Origin of the sequence: Pseudomonas sp. NPDC090592, assembly GCF_044769185.1 — a bacterium.
Classification (GTDB): domain Bacteria; phylum Pseudomonadota; class Gammaproteobacteria; order Pseudomonadales; family Pseudomonadaceae; genus Aquipseudomonas.
Window position 1 is genome coordinate 57,360 of the sequence record NZ_JBIVXJ010000009.1, and the last position, 13,325, is coordinate 70,684.

General features: G+C 60.8%; 23 protein-coding genes and 1 tRNA gene. 18 read left to right on the plus strand and 6 right to left on the minus strand.

Annotated features, from left to right (window positions below):
• The first annotated feature begins 69 nt into the window (after positions 1 to 69).
• Both ACIQUI_RS10045 and ACIQUI_RS10050 read left to right on the plus strand, forming a co-directional pair.
• A complete protein-coding gene (locus ACIQUI_RS10045; protein ID WP_403197735.1) occupies positions 70 to 432 on the plus strand; it encodes a hypothetical protein in 363 nt (120 codons plus the stop codon).
• 60 nt (positions 433 to 492) lie between these two features.
• Positions 493 to 1,077: a hypothetical protein gene (locus ACIQUI_RS10050; RefSeq protein WP_403197738.1), complete on the plus strand. Its 585-nt coding sequence runs from the start codon at positions 493 to 495 to the stop codon at positions 1,075 to 1,077.
• Positions 1,078 to 1,102: 25 nt separating this feature from the next.
• Here ACIQUI_RS10050 and ACIQUI_RS10055 read toward each other — a convergent pair whose 3' ends face one another.
• Positions 1,103 to 1,363: a hypothetical protein gene (locus ACIQUI_RS10055; RefSeq protein WP_403197741.1), complete on the minus strand. Its 261-nt coding sequence runs from the start codon at positions 1,361 to 1,363 to the stop codon at positions 1,103 to 1,105.
• 132 nt (positions 1,364 to 1,495) lie between these two features.
• On the opposite strand from ACIQUI_RS10055, the gene ACIQUI_RS10060 reads away from it, so the two are divergent.
• The 5 genes from ACIQUI_RS10060 to ACIQUI_RS10080 are packed head-to-tail and all read left to right on the plus strand — an operon-like array spanning position 1,496 to position 4,664.
• Positions 1,496 to 2,257, plus strand: coding sequence for a GIY-YIG nuclease family protein (locus tag ACIQUI_RS10060; RefSeq protein ID WP_403197744.1), 762 nt, complete (start codon positions 1,496 to 1,498; stop codon positions 2,255 to 2,257).
• A gap of 53 nt (positions 2,258 to 2,310) precedes the next feature.
• Positions 2,311 to 2,577: a hypothetical protein gene (locus ACIQUI_RS10065; protein ID WP_403197747.1), complete on the plus strand. Its 267-nt coding sequence runs from the start codon at positions 2,311 to 2,313 to the stop codon at positions 2,575 to 2,577.
• A complete protein-coding gene (locus ACIQUI_RS10070; RefSeq protein ID WP_403197750.1) occupies positions 2,574 to 3,299 on the plus strand; it encodes a hypothetical protein in 726 nt (241 codons plus the stop codon). Before ACIQUI_RS10065 ends, ACIQUI_RS10070 begins: the two co-directional genes overlap by 4 nt.
• Before the next feature lie 17 nt (positions 3,300 to 3,316).
• Complete coding sequence (locus ACIQUI_RS10075) at positions 3,317 to 4,135, plus strand: hypothetical protein (protein ID WP_403197752.1); 819 nt, start codon at positions 3,317 to 3,319, stop codon at positions 4,133 to 4,135.
• Positions 4,128 to 4,664 carry an NUMOD4 motif-containing HNH endonuclease gene (locus ACIQUI_RS10080; protein ID WP_403197754.1) on the plus strand — a complete coding sequence of 179 codons (537 nt, stop codon included), beginning with the start codon at positions 4,128 to 4,130 and terminating at the stop codon, positions 4,662 to 4,664. The genes ACIQUI_RS10075 and ACIQUI_RS10080 overlap by 8 nt, the downstream gene beginning before the upstream one ends.
• 20 nt (positions 4,665 to 4,684) lie before the next feature.
• On the opposite strand, the gene ACIQUI_RS10085 is transcribed toward ACIQUI_RS10080, so the two are convergent.
• Complete coding sequence (locus ACIQUI_RS10085) at positions 4,685 to 4,966, minus strand: hypothetical protein (RefSeq protein WP_403197756.1); 282 nt, start codon at positions 4,964 to 4,966, stop codon at positions 4,685 to 4,687.
• A gap of 118 nt (positions 4,967 to 5,084) precedes the next feature.
• On the opposite strand from ACIQUI_RS10085, the gene ACIQUI_RS10090 reads away from it, so the two are divergent.
• From ACIQUI_RS10090 to ACIQUI_RS10140, 11 genes are read left to right on the plus strand one after another with little or no spacing between them, the layout of a single operon-like run.
• A complete protein-coding gene (locus ACIQUI_RS10090; protein ID WP_403197757.1) occupies positions 5,085 to 5,378 on the plus strand; it encodes a hypothetical protein in 294 nt (97 codons plus the stop codon).
• Positions 5,375 to 5,644, plus strand: a complete 270-nt coding sequence (locus ACIQUI_RS10095) for a hypothetical protein (protein WP_403197759.1) — start codon at positions 5,375 to 5,377, stop codon at positions 5,642 to 5,644. Before ACIQUI_RS10090 ends, ACIQUI_RS10095 begins: the two co-directional genes overlap by 4 nt.
• Positions 5,641 to 6,021 carry a hypothetical protein gene (locus ACIQUI_RS10100; protein ID WP_403197761.1) on the plus strand — a complete coding sequence of 127 codons (381 nt, stop codon included), beginning with the start codon at positions 5,641 to 5,643 and terminating at the stop codon, positions 6,019 to 6,021. The genes ACIQUI_RS10095 and ACIQUI_RS10100 overlap by 4 nt, the downstream gene beginning before the upstream one ends.
• A complete protein-coding gene (locus tag ACIQUI_RS10105) occupies positions 6,018 to 6,320 on the plus strand; it encodes a hypothetical protein (RefSeq protein WP_403197763.1) in 303 nt (100 codons plus the stop codon). Before ACIQUI_RS10100 ends, ACIQUI_RS10105 begins: the two co-directional genes overlap by 4 nt.
• Positions 6,317 to 6,715 (plus strand): DUF2591 domain-containing protein, encoded by a 399-nt coding sequence (locus ACIQUI_RS10110; protein ID WP_403197766.1) that lies wholly within the window; start codon positions 6,317 to 6,319, stop codon positions 6,713 to 6,715. Before ACIQUI_RS10105 ends, ACIQUI_RS10110 begins: the two co-directional genes overlap by 4 nt.
• The gene (locus tag ACIQUI_RS10115) at positions 6,712 to 7,086 is read left to right on the plus strand and encodes a hypothetical protein (RefSeq protein ID WP_403197768.1); all 375 of its coding nucleotides are present in this window, start codon (positions 6,712 to 6,714) and stop codon (positions 7,084 to 7,086) included. Before ACIQUI_RS10110 ends, ACIQUI_RS10115 begins: the two co-directional genes overlap by 4 nt.
• Positions 7,087 to 7,129: 43 nt before the next feature.
• Positions 7,130 to 7,903 carry a DNA-methyltransferase gene (locus ACIQUI_RS10120; protein ID WP_403197771.1) on the plus strand — a complete coding sequence of 258 codons (774 nt, stop codon included), beginning with the start codon at positions 7,130 to 7,132 and terminating at the stop codon, positions 7,901 to 7,903.
• A 55-nt stretch (positions 7,904 to 7,958) separates the two neighbouring features.
• Positions 7,959 to 8,336, plus strand: coding sequence for a hypothetical protein (locus ACIQUI_RS10125; protein WP_403197774.1), 378 nt, complete (start codon positions 7,959 to 7,961; stop codon positions 8,334 to 8,336).
• Positions 8,337 to 8,373: 37 nt separating this feature from the next.
• Positions 8,374 to 8,550, plus strand: coding sequence for a hypothetical protein (locus ACIQUI_RS10130; RefSeq protein WP_403197776.1), 177 nt, complete (start codon positions 8,374 to 8,376; stop codon positions 8,548 to 8,550).
• 20 nt (positions 8,551 to 8,570) lie between these two features.
• Positions 8,571 to 8,975, plus strand: coding sequence for a helix-turn-helix transcriptional regulator (locus ACIQUI_RS10135; RefSeq protein ID WP_403197778.1), 405 nt, complete (start codon positions 8,571 to 8,573; stop codon positions 8,973 to 8,975).
• On the plus strand, positions 8,861 to 10,024 hold the full coding sequence (locus ACIQUI_RS10140; protein ID WP_403198093.1) for a tyrosine-type recombinase/integrase: 1,164 nt from the start codon (positions 8,861 to 8,863) through the stop codon (positions 10,022 to 10,024). Before ACIQUI_RS10135 ends, ACIQUI_RS10140 begins: the two co-directional genes overlap by 115 nt.
• Positions 10,025 to 10,103: 79 nt before the next feature.
• Here ACIQUI_RS10140 and ACIQUI_RS10145 read toward each other — a convergent pair.
• From ACIQUI_RS10145 to pheT, 4 genes are all read right to left on the minus strand, one after another.
• Positions 10,104 to 10,180, minus strand: a tRNA-Pro gene (locus ACIQUI_RS10145).
• A gap of 105 nt (positions 10,181 to 10,285) precedes the next feature.
• The gene (locus ACIQUI_RS10150; protein ID WP_003250681.1) at positions 10,286 to 10,642 is read right to left on the minus strand and encodes a MerR family transcriptional regulator; all 357 of its coding nucleotides are present in this window, start codon (positions 10,640 to 10,642) and stop codon (positions 10,286 to 10,288) included.
• Positions 10,623 to 10,925: an integration host factor subunit alpha gene (gene ihfA, locus ACIQUI_RS10155; RefSeq protein WP_003250679.1), complete on the minus strand. Its 303-nt coding sequence runs from the start codon at positions 10,923 to 10,925 to the stop codon at positions 10,623 to 10,625. Before ihfA ends, ACIQUI_RS10150 begins: the two co-directional genes overlap by 20 nt.
• A 4-nt stretch (positions 10,926 to 10,929) precedes the next feature.
• Positions 10,930 to 13,311 carry a phenylalanine--tRNA ligase subunit beta gene (pheT, locus tag ACIQUI_RS10160; RefSeq protein WP_403197780.1) on the minus strand — a complete coding sequence of 794 codons (2,382 nt, stop codon included), beginning with the start codon at positions 13,309 to 13,311 and terminating at the stop codon, positions 10,930 to 10,932.
• Between the last annotated feature and the right edge of the window lie 14 nt (positions 13,312 to 13,325).

Genomic DNA, 13,325 nt, shown 5'->3' on the forward strand with positions numbered 1-13,325 from the left:
AACTCACGCAGCAGCGTCGCCGCCAGCTGCATTTACACATCCCGCCCAGCGGATTGAAGGAGGTGCCGTATGGCGATGTCTCAGCAGGCGCGCGACGAGAAGCGCCGCACCAAAGCCGCCAGACTGCAGGAAGAAGACCTGCGCTTGAAGGTTCGACCAGGGACTAAGCAGGCCCTGACCGAGATCAAGGCCTGGGCTGATGTCGAGGAAAACGGCGAGGCCATGACCCTGCTGATCCACCGCATCCATGAATTAGGGCCTGAAGCGGCCCGGCACTTCCTGAGTGCGCCGCGCCACGAAATCAAACTTTCCAGTTCTGTGGTGCGCAAGCTCGACCAGTTCAGGCTGAGCCGCGAGCTGCGCGCGCCGGGCTTGGAACTCGGCGACGACCCGGACGATACCGGCCTGATCCTGCTCGCAGAACGGGCCTAACCCAACTATTCCACCATGCCGCATCCGGCCACGGAGGGCGGCGCATGTACGGAGAAAGCCATGATCGAAGCCACCGAGAAGCAGCTCAACCTGCTCTGGCACACCCTGGGCCTAAATCCAGGCTGCCGAACTGGCGGCAGAAACCACTTCCTCACCAGCCCAGGCTATGACGACGCCAACAACCTGGATGTACTGGTAGAGGCAGGCCTGATGACGCGCGGCAAGGCGCCAGCGTTCTGTGATGCTAATGACGTGGTGTACCGGGCAACGCCTGAAGGGAAGCAGTTTGCGCTGGCCAAGCTTCCCCCGCCGCCGCCTCCGCGAAAGTACACCAAGTTCGATGCCTATCTCGACGAGTGCGAATGCTATGACGGCTTCGCCCACTTCCTCGGGATCAACCAGCCCCAGATCCAGCAGCGCGGCACCTGGGGCGAATACGAATACCGGATGGTCCGCTACCCACGCGGAAGTGCCTACTGCGAGCATCGCCGGCCTACCCGCTTCGCGCACTGGTCTCCGTACGAGACTGTTGAGGTCGCAGGCGAGTGGGCTCGTACCATGAAAGCGGCCAAGGCCAGCTACAAGGAAGCGCTTCGACTCAAGCTGGCTGAGCGCCGCGCTGAAAAGATTAGACGTGCGGCCTGACCCGCGCTGCCCGCCAGCGCCTCCTCTAAGACAGTTTGACCATCACCTGCAACGAAACTGCAATCGCGGCGGAAGCTGCTGCAAGGCTGTTCCATCTGGCTTGAAGACGCATTGTTTTGATGAGATCAGCACCGTCGACGACTATTCCATCCCAGTAGCTATCGTCCGGTTTTCCTTTAAGGCTCTCGGGCGGATCGACTTTCACGACAGCAGCAACCAGCCAACAGACCGCCGAAACGGCCCCAGTTGCGATCGATCCGTAATCCGCAAGCATCCCCCAATTCATAGCGATCTCCATTGTCGAGACGCCAGCAATACCCCAGTTCACCGAATCACGCCACCCCGCGCTGCCCGCCAGCGCCTTCCCCGCCTGAATAAAGCGCCTCTCCAGCAGAGGCGGAACCTGTAAGGAGCTCCCATGCTCAAGTTCTACTACCAGATCAAAGGGCGCCGTCCGGCCACAAGCGCATGCGGAGAGTCGGAGTGGGCCTGGCCACCAGTGTTCAGTGGAATGGTCGAGGCAATCGACCGAAAGGCAGCGAAAGTCGCGGTCGAAGATCAATACGAACGCAAGTTCCCCTCGCGAGTGCTGCGCAAGGACATGGACGCGCACGAGTATCTACTGCATATCCAGCCTATCGACGACCGCGACACCTATCTGCTCGGTCGCTTCGAAAACAGGCCATGCAAAGAGTGCGGCACCGTCTTCAAATTGATCGACAAATACAACGACCCGCACACGGAAACCAAAAGCCACGACTACTGCACCGAGACGTGCCAGGCGGCGGCCAAGTTCCGCGACCTTTCGGAGTTCCGTCTGGCTAGCGAGGGTCGGTCGCCGCCCGTGATCTACCAGGTACGACAAAAGTCCACCGGCCGCGTCTACGTAGGCCAGACCACGCAGCCGTTCACACTGCGATGGTGGCAACACCTCAGCAACCCAACCAGCTGCAAGTTCCACGCAGCACTTGGCGGCTCTGATATCACCGACTGGGAATTCTCAGTAATCGAAGTGATCGCCTACCCGGCAGATTGCGCCAATCGAGCAGCCTACATAACCCAGCGGGAAAGCCACTGGATAGAGACGCTGTCGGCGGTCGAGACGGGGTTCAACACCGTTCGCCCGACCGGCGCATCCGATCACAACCAAGTACTGCTGCCTCTCGCTGATCTGGCCTGAGCGCCAGCGCCTTCCCCTATTCAACGATAACGCCTCCCCGGCGAGGATCGCCCATGCCTGCACAATACCGATCGATCAACATCTACAGGCACACCTTCGCCGCCAAATGCCCAAGCGACGGCGAGATGATCGTCTACAGCCTTGAGATACGAAGCCCGAAGATGATCCTCGTAGAGCACATCAAAACGGCGACTGCCTTGATCAAAGAAGGCTTTCAGGAGCAGATTGCCGACGCTCTCATCGATCGGTTCTGCTGTGAGGTGGAGGTCAAGGCGGTGCACCAAGGGGTATCAATTGAATCCCTGAGGCTTATCGAATGATCCATTACCACGGCACTCCAATCGGCGGCAGTCGGCAGGATGCAGCACGACTGCTGGCCGGCCGGCATGCCTTGGTGCCATTCCCGCGGCAGGACGACATGGGCATCGTTGCCGAGGCCTGCCAGTCCTTCGTCTTCGACAACGGCGCATTCACCGTGTGGAAGAACGGCGGTCAGGTCGACGTGGAAGGCTATACCCGCTGGGTGGATAACTGGCACCGGCACCCTGGCTTCGACTGGGCGCTGATCCCTGACGTGATCGACGGGGACGAAGACGCCAACGACCGACTGCTCGAACAATGGCCTGGCCACCTTCCCGGCGTGCCGGTCTGGCACATGCACGAGTCGATCGAGCGGCTGCAACGACTGGCCAACTGCTGGCGAATGGTCGCCCTGGGCAGTTCAGGACAGTGGCGCTCGCCGGGCACCGCCGCTTGGTGGAAGCGCATGGGCGCCGCAATGGACGCCATATGCGATGACCAGGGCCGGCCAGTTTGCCGCCTGCATGGCCTGCGGATGCTTGACCCGGCGATCTTCCAAAGCCTACCGCTGGCATCGGCTGACAGCACGAATGCCGCGGTGAACGGCGGCAGCATCAGCCGCTTCGGCATGTACACCCCGCCGTCGGCCGGCCAGCGCGCTAGCGTGATCGCCGACCGAATTGAAGCACACACCAGCTCCCCTATTTGGCAGCGCGAGAGTCAGACAGAACTGGCCTTGTGACCGACAGAGGTATCCCCATGCCCACAGAAAACCGATCCAGTAACACCGAGATGGTCAGCGTGCCCTTCCAGCGCGAAGACAGGTATGTCGTCGTCAAGCGCAGCGACCTCGCGCTACTCTCGCCAGTCGATTCCGACCTCGCGCACTCGTATCTGGAAGGCGTGCAGTCGCTCATGGCTGACTGGAACTGCCCGGCGCGGGAGTGCCTGGTGATTGAAAGCGACTGGCCGGAGTTCGCGCCAGCTTGGGCATCTATCGAAGCGCGCGTAGCAGGCCAGCCAGCACCGAAGCACCACCCCGAGCCAATAGCGTGGATGGTTGGTACTGCCATCTGGTGGACCAAAGAAGAGGCAGAGCGGGATTCAGCGGCGACTGGGCTGCCGATTGTTGGCCTGGGGCCGATTACCGGCGTAGCGTCCGATCAGCGCCAGGGCGAACCGGTAGCGTGGCGAGGGATCAATGACCTGGACGAAGTCGTCACCGAATGGATTGACGGGGTTCCCCCGGAGAGCATGGTCGACCTCTGTGGGAACCGGGCCAGTTTCGCGAAGATTGAGAGGGCCTACACCCACGCCGATCCTGGCGAGGTTGAGAGGCTGCGTAAGTTGTCACGAAAGCTGGCTCAAGGATCTAAAGATCAGCTCAGCATCATTGAATCCCTGCGCGCGCAGCTGGCCGAGCGGGATGCGCTACTGCGCGAGGTGCTCGAGTTCATCGACGACGGCGTGGGCCGCAGTGATGCCGAGTGGGCGGTGATCCAGAAGGCGAGGACTGCCCTATCCGCCAGCGCAGAGCCGAGCGCGCCGGCTCCACGGCCTGGAGGCTCCCATGGCTGAATTGGAGAAATGGCTTCCAATACCCGGGCACGACAACTTCGAAGTCAGCAGTCTTGGTCGTTTTCGGACCATTCCTCGGCATGACGCCCGCGGCCAGTGGAGGCCTCAGCGATATTTGACTCAGAAACCGGACAAGGACGGATATCTGATCGTGGCAATTGATAGCGGCGGTCATCGCGCTCATCGACTGGTCGCATTAGCTTTTCTCGGCCCATCTGATCTGCCGCTTGTTAACCATATCAACGGCATCAAAGATGACAATCGTCCGGAAAATCTCGAGTGGTGCACCATTGCAGAGAATGTTAGGCATGCCATCGATACCGGCCTGATTGTTTATGGCGTTGGCCTGCAAAGCCGAACTAACAAGGGCTGGGTCCAGGCGGAGCGCTGTGGTTTCGGCCTCATGCTGCGCGGGCAGCGAGACCTGATTGCCATTGGCATGAACCCTTCGGTTGTCACTTCCTGCTTGAAGGGCCGCCGGAGAACCCACAAGGGTTTCACCTTCTCCCGCGTAAACACCCAGCTGTAACCCCTCTCCCCTCTATTCACTCAGGGAGAGCCCAGGCGCTGACCCGCTACCCAGTCGTTGGCACGTTGGAGCGCCCAGGCCATAGCGACGGTCATCGTCTGCCCTGTGCAGTCCGGGTAGTTTTCTTCAAGAAGCATCAGCCCCTTCTGGCCATAAATGCCGAAGAAGAGCTGGGTGACGTTCTCTTTGGAGGTGCGCACCTGAATGTTGATGAGGGTGCCGCAGGACAGGCGCTCATCGTAGTTGCGAAAGTGCAACTCCGGATTGGCCCAATCCCAGTAAACCTTACCGCGATTACGCATGGCTGGGCCTAGTAGTGATGAATTGTCATCTCAGACTACAGCAACCCAGCGCAATTGCTATCTATTTCCTGACTACTGAATCAATTCACTGCCGCGATATGGCGGCCAAGGAACCTGCATGCCTGCAAAACAGCATCCGCTCGATGTGCAGAGCGTTGGCGAAGACACCTACATCGTGATGAGCAAAGGGCATCACGACCTCGATGAATTCATGGCCGCAGCCATCAAGCGCTATCCGGGATGGGCACTTGGCGGCCCTGTCCATGTGTGGATCAAGACAACACCGGGGCATGGCACCTACGACCGCATGTACAACATGGTGCCCGAAGGCACTCGGGGATGCTGGCCGGCGACCTATTGCCATGAATACGGCGAAGGCTTCGAGCGCTACAGCGGCGAGGTGCAGCCATGACCCGCCTCGCCCTCTGCCTCCTGCTGCTGGCCACCGGCGCCAGCGCAGATCCACGCGAAACCCGGCCACTGCCTTACAGCGCAGATGTCTACCACGACGACCAACGTGGAGTGACCTGCTGGAAGATCTCGAACGGACTGAGCTGCATCCCCGACAGCCAGCTGCAGGCCGGCAACGAGCGCCAGCTCTCCCCGCACGAAACTCAACCCGAACCTACACCCGCACTGGCGCCTGGGCGCTGGGCTGAAGAGAGGTATTCGATGTGAGCGAAATTGTTGAAGTCAGAGCCAGGGAATTGACCGGGCACGCGCTCGACTACTGCACCCTGGTGGCGAACGGTAAGCAGGCTCGGATGACTGAATCCGGGGTTCGACTGGCAATTGGCGGAAGCGTTTTCAAGCGCTTTAGCCCCTCATCGGACAGCCGATTGGCCAGCGAGCAAGTACTCACCCATAGGGTGCGCTTCGATGAGCTGCTTCCCGGATATGCGTTCTCGGCAAGAGTCGGTGACGTGGTCTGCGGAGGCGAAACAATCGACATAGCCGCCTGCCGCGCAATCGTTGTTGCATCGCTTGGTGAGGCATTCGCTTTGCCTCGCCATGTGGCGCCTGGGCGCTGGATTGATGAGAGGTATCAGCTGTGACAGACAAGATGCGCGAGCAGTTCGAGGCTGCGTATGTCGAGGAAATGGCTTTGCGTTGTGGCGAGGACATTCGCCAGCGCGCCAAAGCCAATCTCGAATGGCGACAGGAGAACGGAGATTACCGCGATCCTATGGTGCGCCTTGCCTATTGGGCCTGGCAGGCCAGCCGTGAGGCTGTGGTGGTGGCCCTGCCAAAGACTGATGAGATCGAGTCACGTGATGGTTATCGCGAGGCAGTGCTATGGCCTGGCGAGGTTGTCGAGGCCATCGAGGCTCAGGGCCTGAAGGTGGCGCCGTGACCGACCTGATCGAAGTGAAGACGGCCGACCTGGCCGGCGAGGCGCTGGGCTGGGCGGTTGGCAAAGCAGAAGGCCTGGACCTGTTCATGGCCCCGCCGGAATACGGCAACCCGTGGCGGGTGTTCGCCCGGTATCAGGGCCAGGCCACCGAGCACACCAAGCGCTACAGCCCGTGGGAGGACTGGGCGGTGGGCGGGCCACTGATTGAAAAGCACGAACTGACTGTCGAACCCAGCGCATGGGACTGGCAGCACCGGTGTGTGCTCTGGCGCGTCCAGCAGGAAGATGAAACCCGATACTTCGAACATGTGAGCCCGCTCACAGCAGCTATGCGAGCCGCTGCCCACGCCAAGCTCGGCGATACCATCCAGGTGCCTAAGGAGCTGATGCAATGACCGAAGTTCACCGTTACAAAGCTGTCAAGATGCTTTCCGAAGCGGGCAACCGCATCAACTACGACCCGCACGGCCCGGATGTCGTGATGGCTGAGGCCTACGACAAGCTCAAGGCCGAGAACGAGGCTCTGAGCAAGGAGGCCGAGCGCAGCAAAAGCATGCTGCTGGATGCCTGTGTGTCCATCGGCAGCATTGGCGAAGCTCTCGGCCTGGATATGGACGCCGACGCAGACATGATGATCGGCACCGCCCGCGACCTTGTGGCTGGCATGAACCGCATCATTCAGGAATGCCCGTTGGGCTCGCCGGGCTTCGCCATTGCCACCGAGGTGATGGGCGAACTGGGCGTGACGCAGGATGCTCAGGAATGATCGCCCTCGACTACATGGCCTACCTGATCTACAGGGGGCCTCGATGAGCGAAGTCAGCCTGTACCACGGCGAGTGCCTGGAGGTGATGAGGTCGATCCCAGACGCCAGCGTCGACCTAGTGCTGGCTGACCTCCCCTATGGCACAACGCAGTGCGCTTGGGATGTGGTGATCCCCTTCGCCCCCCTATGGGAGCAGTACTTGAGAATCGCAAAGCCCGAGGCGGCCATTGTGCTGTGTGCGGCCCAGCCCTTCAGCTCGCTGGTGGTCGCCAGCAACCCACGAGACTACCGTTACGAGTGGATCTGGGAGAAAGGCAACGCCACCGGCTTCCTCAACGCCAAGAAGCAACCGCTCCGCGCGCATGAGAGCGCCCAGGTCTTCTACCGGCGCCAGCCGGTGTACAACCCGCAAATGACGACCGGGCACGAGCGGCGCACGGCGAAGCGGAAGACGGTTAACTCGGAGTGCTACGGCAAGGCCCTGTCGCTTACCGAGTACGATTCGACAGACCGATACCCGCGCTCGGTGCAGTTCTTCTCGAGCGACAAGCAGACAGCCAACTTCCACCCCACCCAGAAGCCGGTCAGCTGGATGCGATTCCTGATCGCCACCTACACCAACCCCGGCCAAGTGGTTCTCGACAACACCATGGGCAGCGGCACGACCGGCGTTGCCTGCATCCAACTGGGCCGGCGCTTCATCGGCATCGAGCAGGACGAAGTGCACTTCGGTACCGCGCAGCAGCGCATCGCCGAGGCCATCACCATCCGCGACACCCCGGCTGCGCAGATCGACCTGTTCGAAGCTCGAGCCTAATCCCTCCCCCTACAACTCAAGCCCGCCAACATGCGCGGGAATGGAGAGCTACGCCATGACGAAACACAAACACACGCCCGGCCCATGGGAAGTCCTGAACGAAACCGAGGTTTTCACTGGCCTCGGCGCCGACAGTGGCGATGGCGTGAAGGCGCTTCCCTCTGACGGCTGGATGATTGCCGATTGCGGCGACTGTGTGACTTTCACCGAGATCGGCCCGGCAGAACTCAGTCGGGATCTGCGCCGGGCCAATGCCAAGCTGATCGCCGCGGCGCCGGCTCTGCTGGCGGACCTGGCCGAGGCAGCCGCCCAGCTTCGCAAGTACGAAAACCTGCACCGCGCCAAGGGCACAACCGACAGCCTGGCCAAGGCCGAGGTCAACGCCGAACTGGCTTCGCGCTTCGAGCAGACCATAGCCCAGGCAACTGCCTGACACCAACCTGCCGCCACCGGCGGCGTGGAGACCATCCATGAACCTGATCGACTGCTACGTCACGAAGATCCTCGGCGAGCCGTACCGCAAGTTCGGCCACTGGTGGGTCGACGTCGAATACGACAGCTGGGGCCGCACCAGCAGAACCCAGCTCATGTTTCGCACCGAGGAAGCCGCCCGGGCGGCTCAGGTCGGGCACCACTTCACGGCCTGATCTGGCCGCAGGAGAACTACATGGCAAACGCCAGCGCGGCACCGGCCGCACGCATTCTGCCGCGCATCATCCGCGCCGGCGAAGCTCCGCATTACCTCGGCATGTGCCGATCCGAATTCAACAAAACAGTCAGGCCGCATGTGAGCGAGTTCCCTATAGGGGAGCGCGGCATTGGGTTTGACCGAGAAGAGCTGGATGCCTGGGTAAACGACTACATCCAGGCAATGGCAATTGCGAAAGAAGGCGCTCAGGGACGACAATCACCCGGCAGCGAGCGCCCATCAGGAGATAAGGGATGGCGCGAAAGACAATCACAGGCCTTTCCCAAAGGAACGGCATCTGGCACATCGACAAGAAGATCAACGGAGAGAGACTTTACGAAAGCACTGGAGTTGGTGACCGGGCGGAAGCAGAAAAATACTTGATTCACCGCTTGGAGCAGATCCGCCAACGCAAGGTTTACGGCGTTCGACAAGTGCGAACGTTCCGCGAGGCGGCTACCAGGTACCTGCTCGAGCACAAGGATCAGCCGTCGATCAAGCTGACGGCTTTGTGCTTGAAACAGTTAGACCCATACCTGGGCGACCTACCGCTGACGCACATCGACGACCAGGCGCTTGCCCCTTTCATTCGGGACCGGCAAACGGACGAAGATCTGCCGAATGGGAAAGTGAGGAAGGCAGTGAGCAACAGGACGGTGAACATCGCCATCGAGCGGGTGATTCGCGTGCTGTCGCTGTCTTGCCGGAAGTGGCGGGATGAAGAGCGTAGGCCCTGGCTCGACAGCATTCCGCTGTTAACCAAGTTGGAGGAGAAGAGATCCAGTCGAAAGCCCTACCCCATGTCGTGGGATGAGCAGTCGATTCTCTTTGGCGAGTTGCCGGACCACCTGCAGCGAATGGCCCTGTTCAAGGTGAACACTGGCTGCCGCGAACAGGAGGTCTGCAAACTGAGGTGGGATTGGGAGATTTCGGTACCCGAGCTGGGTACCAGCGTATTTCTGATCCCTGCCGACTTCGGTGGCCGGCATGAGAATTCAGGCGTTAAGAACCGGGACGAACGCTTGGTGGTGCTGAACAGCGTGGCCAAGTCGATTATTGATGGGCAGCGCGGGGTCAGTAGGGAGTGGGTATTCCCCTACAACGGCACCGGGATGCACAGGATGAACGACTCGGCCTGGAAAAAAGCGAGGGTGCGCGCGGCAAAGCTCTGGCAGGAGCAACACTTAAGGCCGGCACACCCTGGGTTCGCTTCCATCAGGGTTCACGACTTGAAGCACACTTTCGGCAGGCGCCTGAAAGCAGCGGGTGTAACAGAGGAGGATCGAAAGTCGCTACTTGGCCACAAGAACGGAAGTGTGACCAGTCACTATTCTGGCGCGGAGTTGGGTCAGTTGATAGAGGCGGCAAACAAAGTTTCAGCGACGGACTCGCGTGGGCCGGTGCTGACGATTCTGAAGAGGAGGCAGGCATAAAAACCTGAGAAGTCACGCAAAAGTCACGCAAAGGAAAAAGGCCACCCCTTTCGGAAATGGCCTAAGTCCTTGGAGTATTTGGTCGGGACGGAGTGATTCGAACACTCGACCCCTTGCACCCCATGCAAGTGCGCTACCGGGCTGCGCTACGCCCCGACTACATTCTCATAACCTCTGAGAACGATGAAGAATCTACCCTAACCTTTTGATAAATGGAAGCTTTTTCTCAAAAAAATTTCCACTCATCAGAAAAGCCCAGGCTCACTTCTTCAACACCACCAATACATCCTCCAATTCAACAATCATCTGCCGAATCAGCTGCTTGTACTGGCTGGATTCATCTTTAGCCTCATCACTGGAAAGCCGCAACCGCGCCCCGCCAATGGTGAACCCCTGGTCATACAGCAGCGCACGAATCTGGCGAATCATCAGCACATCCTGCCGCTGGTAATATCGCCGGTTCCCCCGCCGCTTCACAGGGTTAAGCTGGTCGAATTCCTGCTCCCAATACCGCAGCACGTGTGGCTTCACGGCACACAATTCGCTCACTTCACCGATGGTGAAGTAGCGCTTGCCCGGTATGGGGGGCAGTTCGTCGTTATGGCTTGGTTCCAGCATAGGCCTCAACCCGGGCCTTCAACTTCTGCCCTGGACGAAAGGTGACGACGCGCCGTGCAGTGATCGGGATCTCTTCCCCAGTCTTGGGGTTGCGGCCCGGCCGCTGGCGTTTGTCGCGGAGGTCGAAGTTGCCGAAACCGGACAGCTTCACCTGCTCGTTCTCTTCAAGTGCGTGCCGAATTTCTTCGAAAAACAGCTCGACCAGCTCTTTGGCCTCACGCTTGTTAAGCCCCAGCTCCTCGTACAGCCTTTCGGCCATCTCAGCTTTCGTCAGAGCACCCATGCCGTTATTTCCTTAACGTGGTGTTCAACCTTTGTTCGAGCGAGGTGAGGATGTTTTGCAGGGTAGTGTTCACCTCATCGTCGTTAAGAGTGCGCGATGGATGCTGCCAGGTCAAGCCGACGGCAAGGCTTTTTCTATCAGGATCAATGCCTTTACCTTGGTAGACATCAAACAGCCTGAGGTCTGTGAGCCATTCGCCTGCATTGTCACGAATTAATTCAAGCACCGCGCTGGCAGCCACGTCACGGCCGGCGATCAACGCCAGGTCGCGGCGGGTTTCCGGGAACTTGGACAGTTCGCTGAATTTCGGCAGGCGGCCTTCGACCACGTCGCCCAGCACCAGCTCGAACAGGAACACCGGGCGGTCCAGGCCCAGGGCTTTGGCCAGCTCCGGGTGGATGGCGCCAAGGTAGCCGACCAGTTTGCCGTCGCGTTCGATGGCGGCGGTTTGGCCTGGGTGCAGGGCGGGGTGTTTGCCGGCGCTGAAGGTGAAGTCGCTCAGGGCACCGGAGTAACCCAGCAAGGCTTCCACGTCGGCTTTAACGTCGAAGAAGTCGACGCCGTCGCGGCCGTTGGCCCAACCTTCTGGCAGGCGGCTGCCGGTGATGACGCCGGCAATCATTGGCTGCTGCTGCAGGTCGCCGAGTTGGCCGACGAAGCGCAGGCCGCTTTCGAACAGGCGCACGCGGTCTTGCTGGCGGTTCAGGTTGTGTTGCAGTGCCTTGACCAGGCCCGGCCACAGGGACGCGCGCATGGCGGCCATGTCGCTGGAGATGGGGTTGGCCAGCAGCAGTGGCTCTACGCCCGGGCTGAACAGTTCGAACAGTTTCGGGTCGATGAAGCTGTAGGTGATGGCTTCCTGGTAGCCGCGGGCAACCAGCAGGCGGCGCAGGGTTGGCAGGTCACCGCGGGTTTCCGGCTTGCCCTGTGGGGCCAGGCGCGCTTGCGGGTAACGTACCGGCAGGTTGTTGTAGCCGTACAGGCGGGCCAGCTCTTCGATCAGGTCCACTTCCAGGCTGATGTCGAAGCGGTGGCTTGGGACGTTGACGGTCCACTGCCCTTCCCCACTCTTGGTCGTGGTCAGTTCCAGGGCGTTGAGCAGTTGCTCGACCTGGGCTGGGTCCATTTGCATGCCGAGCATCTGGGTGATGCGTTCGTCGCGCAGGATGACCGGGGCCACTTGTGGCAGGTGCTGTTCGCTGACGGCTTCGACTACCGGGCCGGCTTCGCCGCCGACGATGTCCAGCACCAGCTGGGTGGCGCGCTCGATGGCTTCGCGGGCCAGCTGCGAATCGACGCCACGCTCGTAGCGGTGCGAGGCATCGGTGTGCAGGCCGTAGGAACGGGCTTTACCGGCGACGGAAATCGGCTCGAAGAAGGCGCTTTCCAGGAACAGGTCGCGGGTTTTCTCGGTGTTTACACCGCTGTGCTCGCCACCCATGACGCCGGCGATGGCCAGGGCGCGGGTGTGGTCAGCGATGACCAGGGTGTCGGCGCGCAGGGCAACTTCCTGGCCGTCGAGCAGGACGAGTTTTTCGCCCTCTTCAGCCATGCGTACGCGGATGCCGCCGTTGATTTCTGCCAGGTCGAAGGCGTGCATCGGCTGGCCGAGTTCGAGCATCACGTAGTTGGTGATGTCGACGGCGGCGTCGATGCTGCGTACGTCGCTGCGGCGCAGGCGCTCGACCATCCACAGGGGGGTCGGCTTGCTGAGGTCGACGTTACGGATAACGCGGCCCAGGTAGCGTGGGCAGGCGGCCGGTGCGCTGACTTGCACCGGGCGCACTTCGTCGTGGGCCGGCGCTACGGCTGGCACCACCGGGCGGGTGACCGGGGTGTCGTACAGGGCGCTGACGTCGCGGGCCAGGCCGGCGATGGACAGGCAGTCACCGCGGTTCGGCGTAAGGCCGATTTCGATGCTGGCGTCGTCCAGGTTCAGATAGGTACGAATGTTTTCGCCAACCGGGGCGTCGGCTGCCAGTTCCAGCAGGCCGTCGTTCTCTTCGCTGATTTCCAGCTCGGCTGCCGAGCACAGCATGCCGAAGGACTCGACGCCACGCAGCTTGGCCTTTTTGATCTTGAAGTCGCCAGACAGCTCGGCACCGATCATGGCAAATGGCACTTTGATGCCTGGGCGGGCGTTAGGCGCGCCGCACACGACCTGGAAGGTTTCCTGGCCATTGGTGACCTGGCACACGCGCAGCTTGTCGGCGTCCGGGTGTTGTTCGGTGGCGAGGATTTCGCCCACGACGATGCCGCTGAACTGGCCGGCAGCGGGGGTAACGCTGTCGACTTCGAGGCCGGCCATGGACAGGCGGGCGACCAGTTCGTCACGGGAGACTTGCGGGTTTACCCAACCGCGCAGCCACTGTTCACTGAATTTCATGCTGTTCTCCTGAA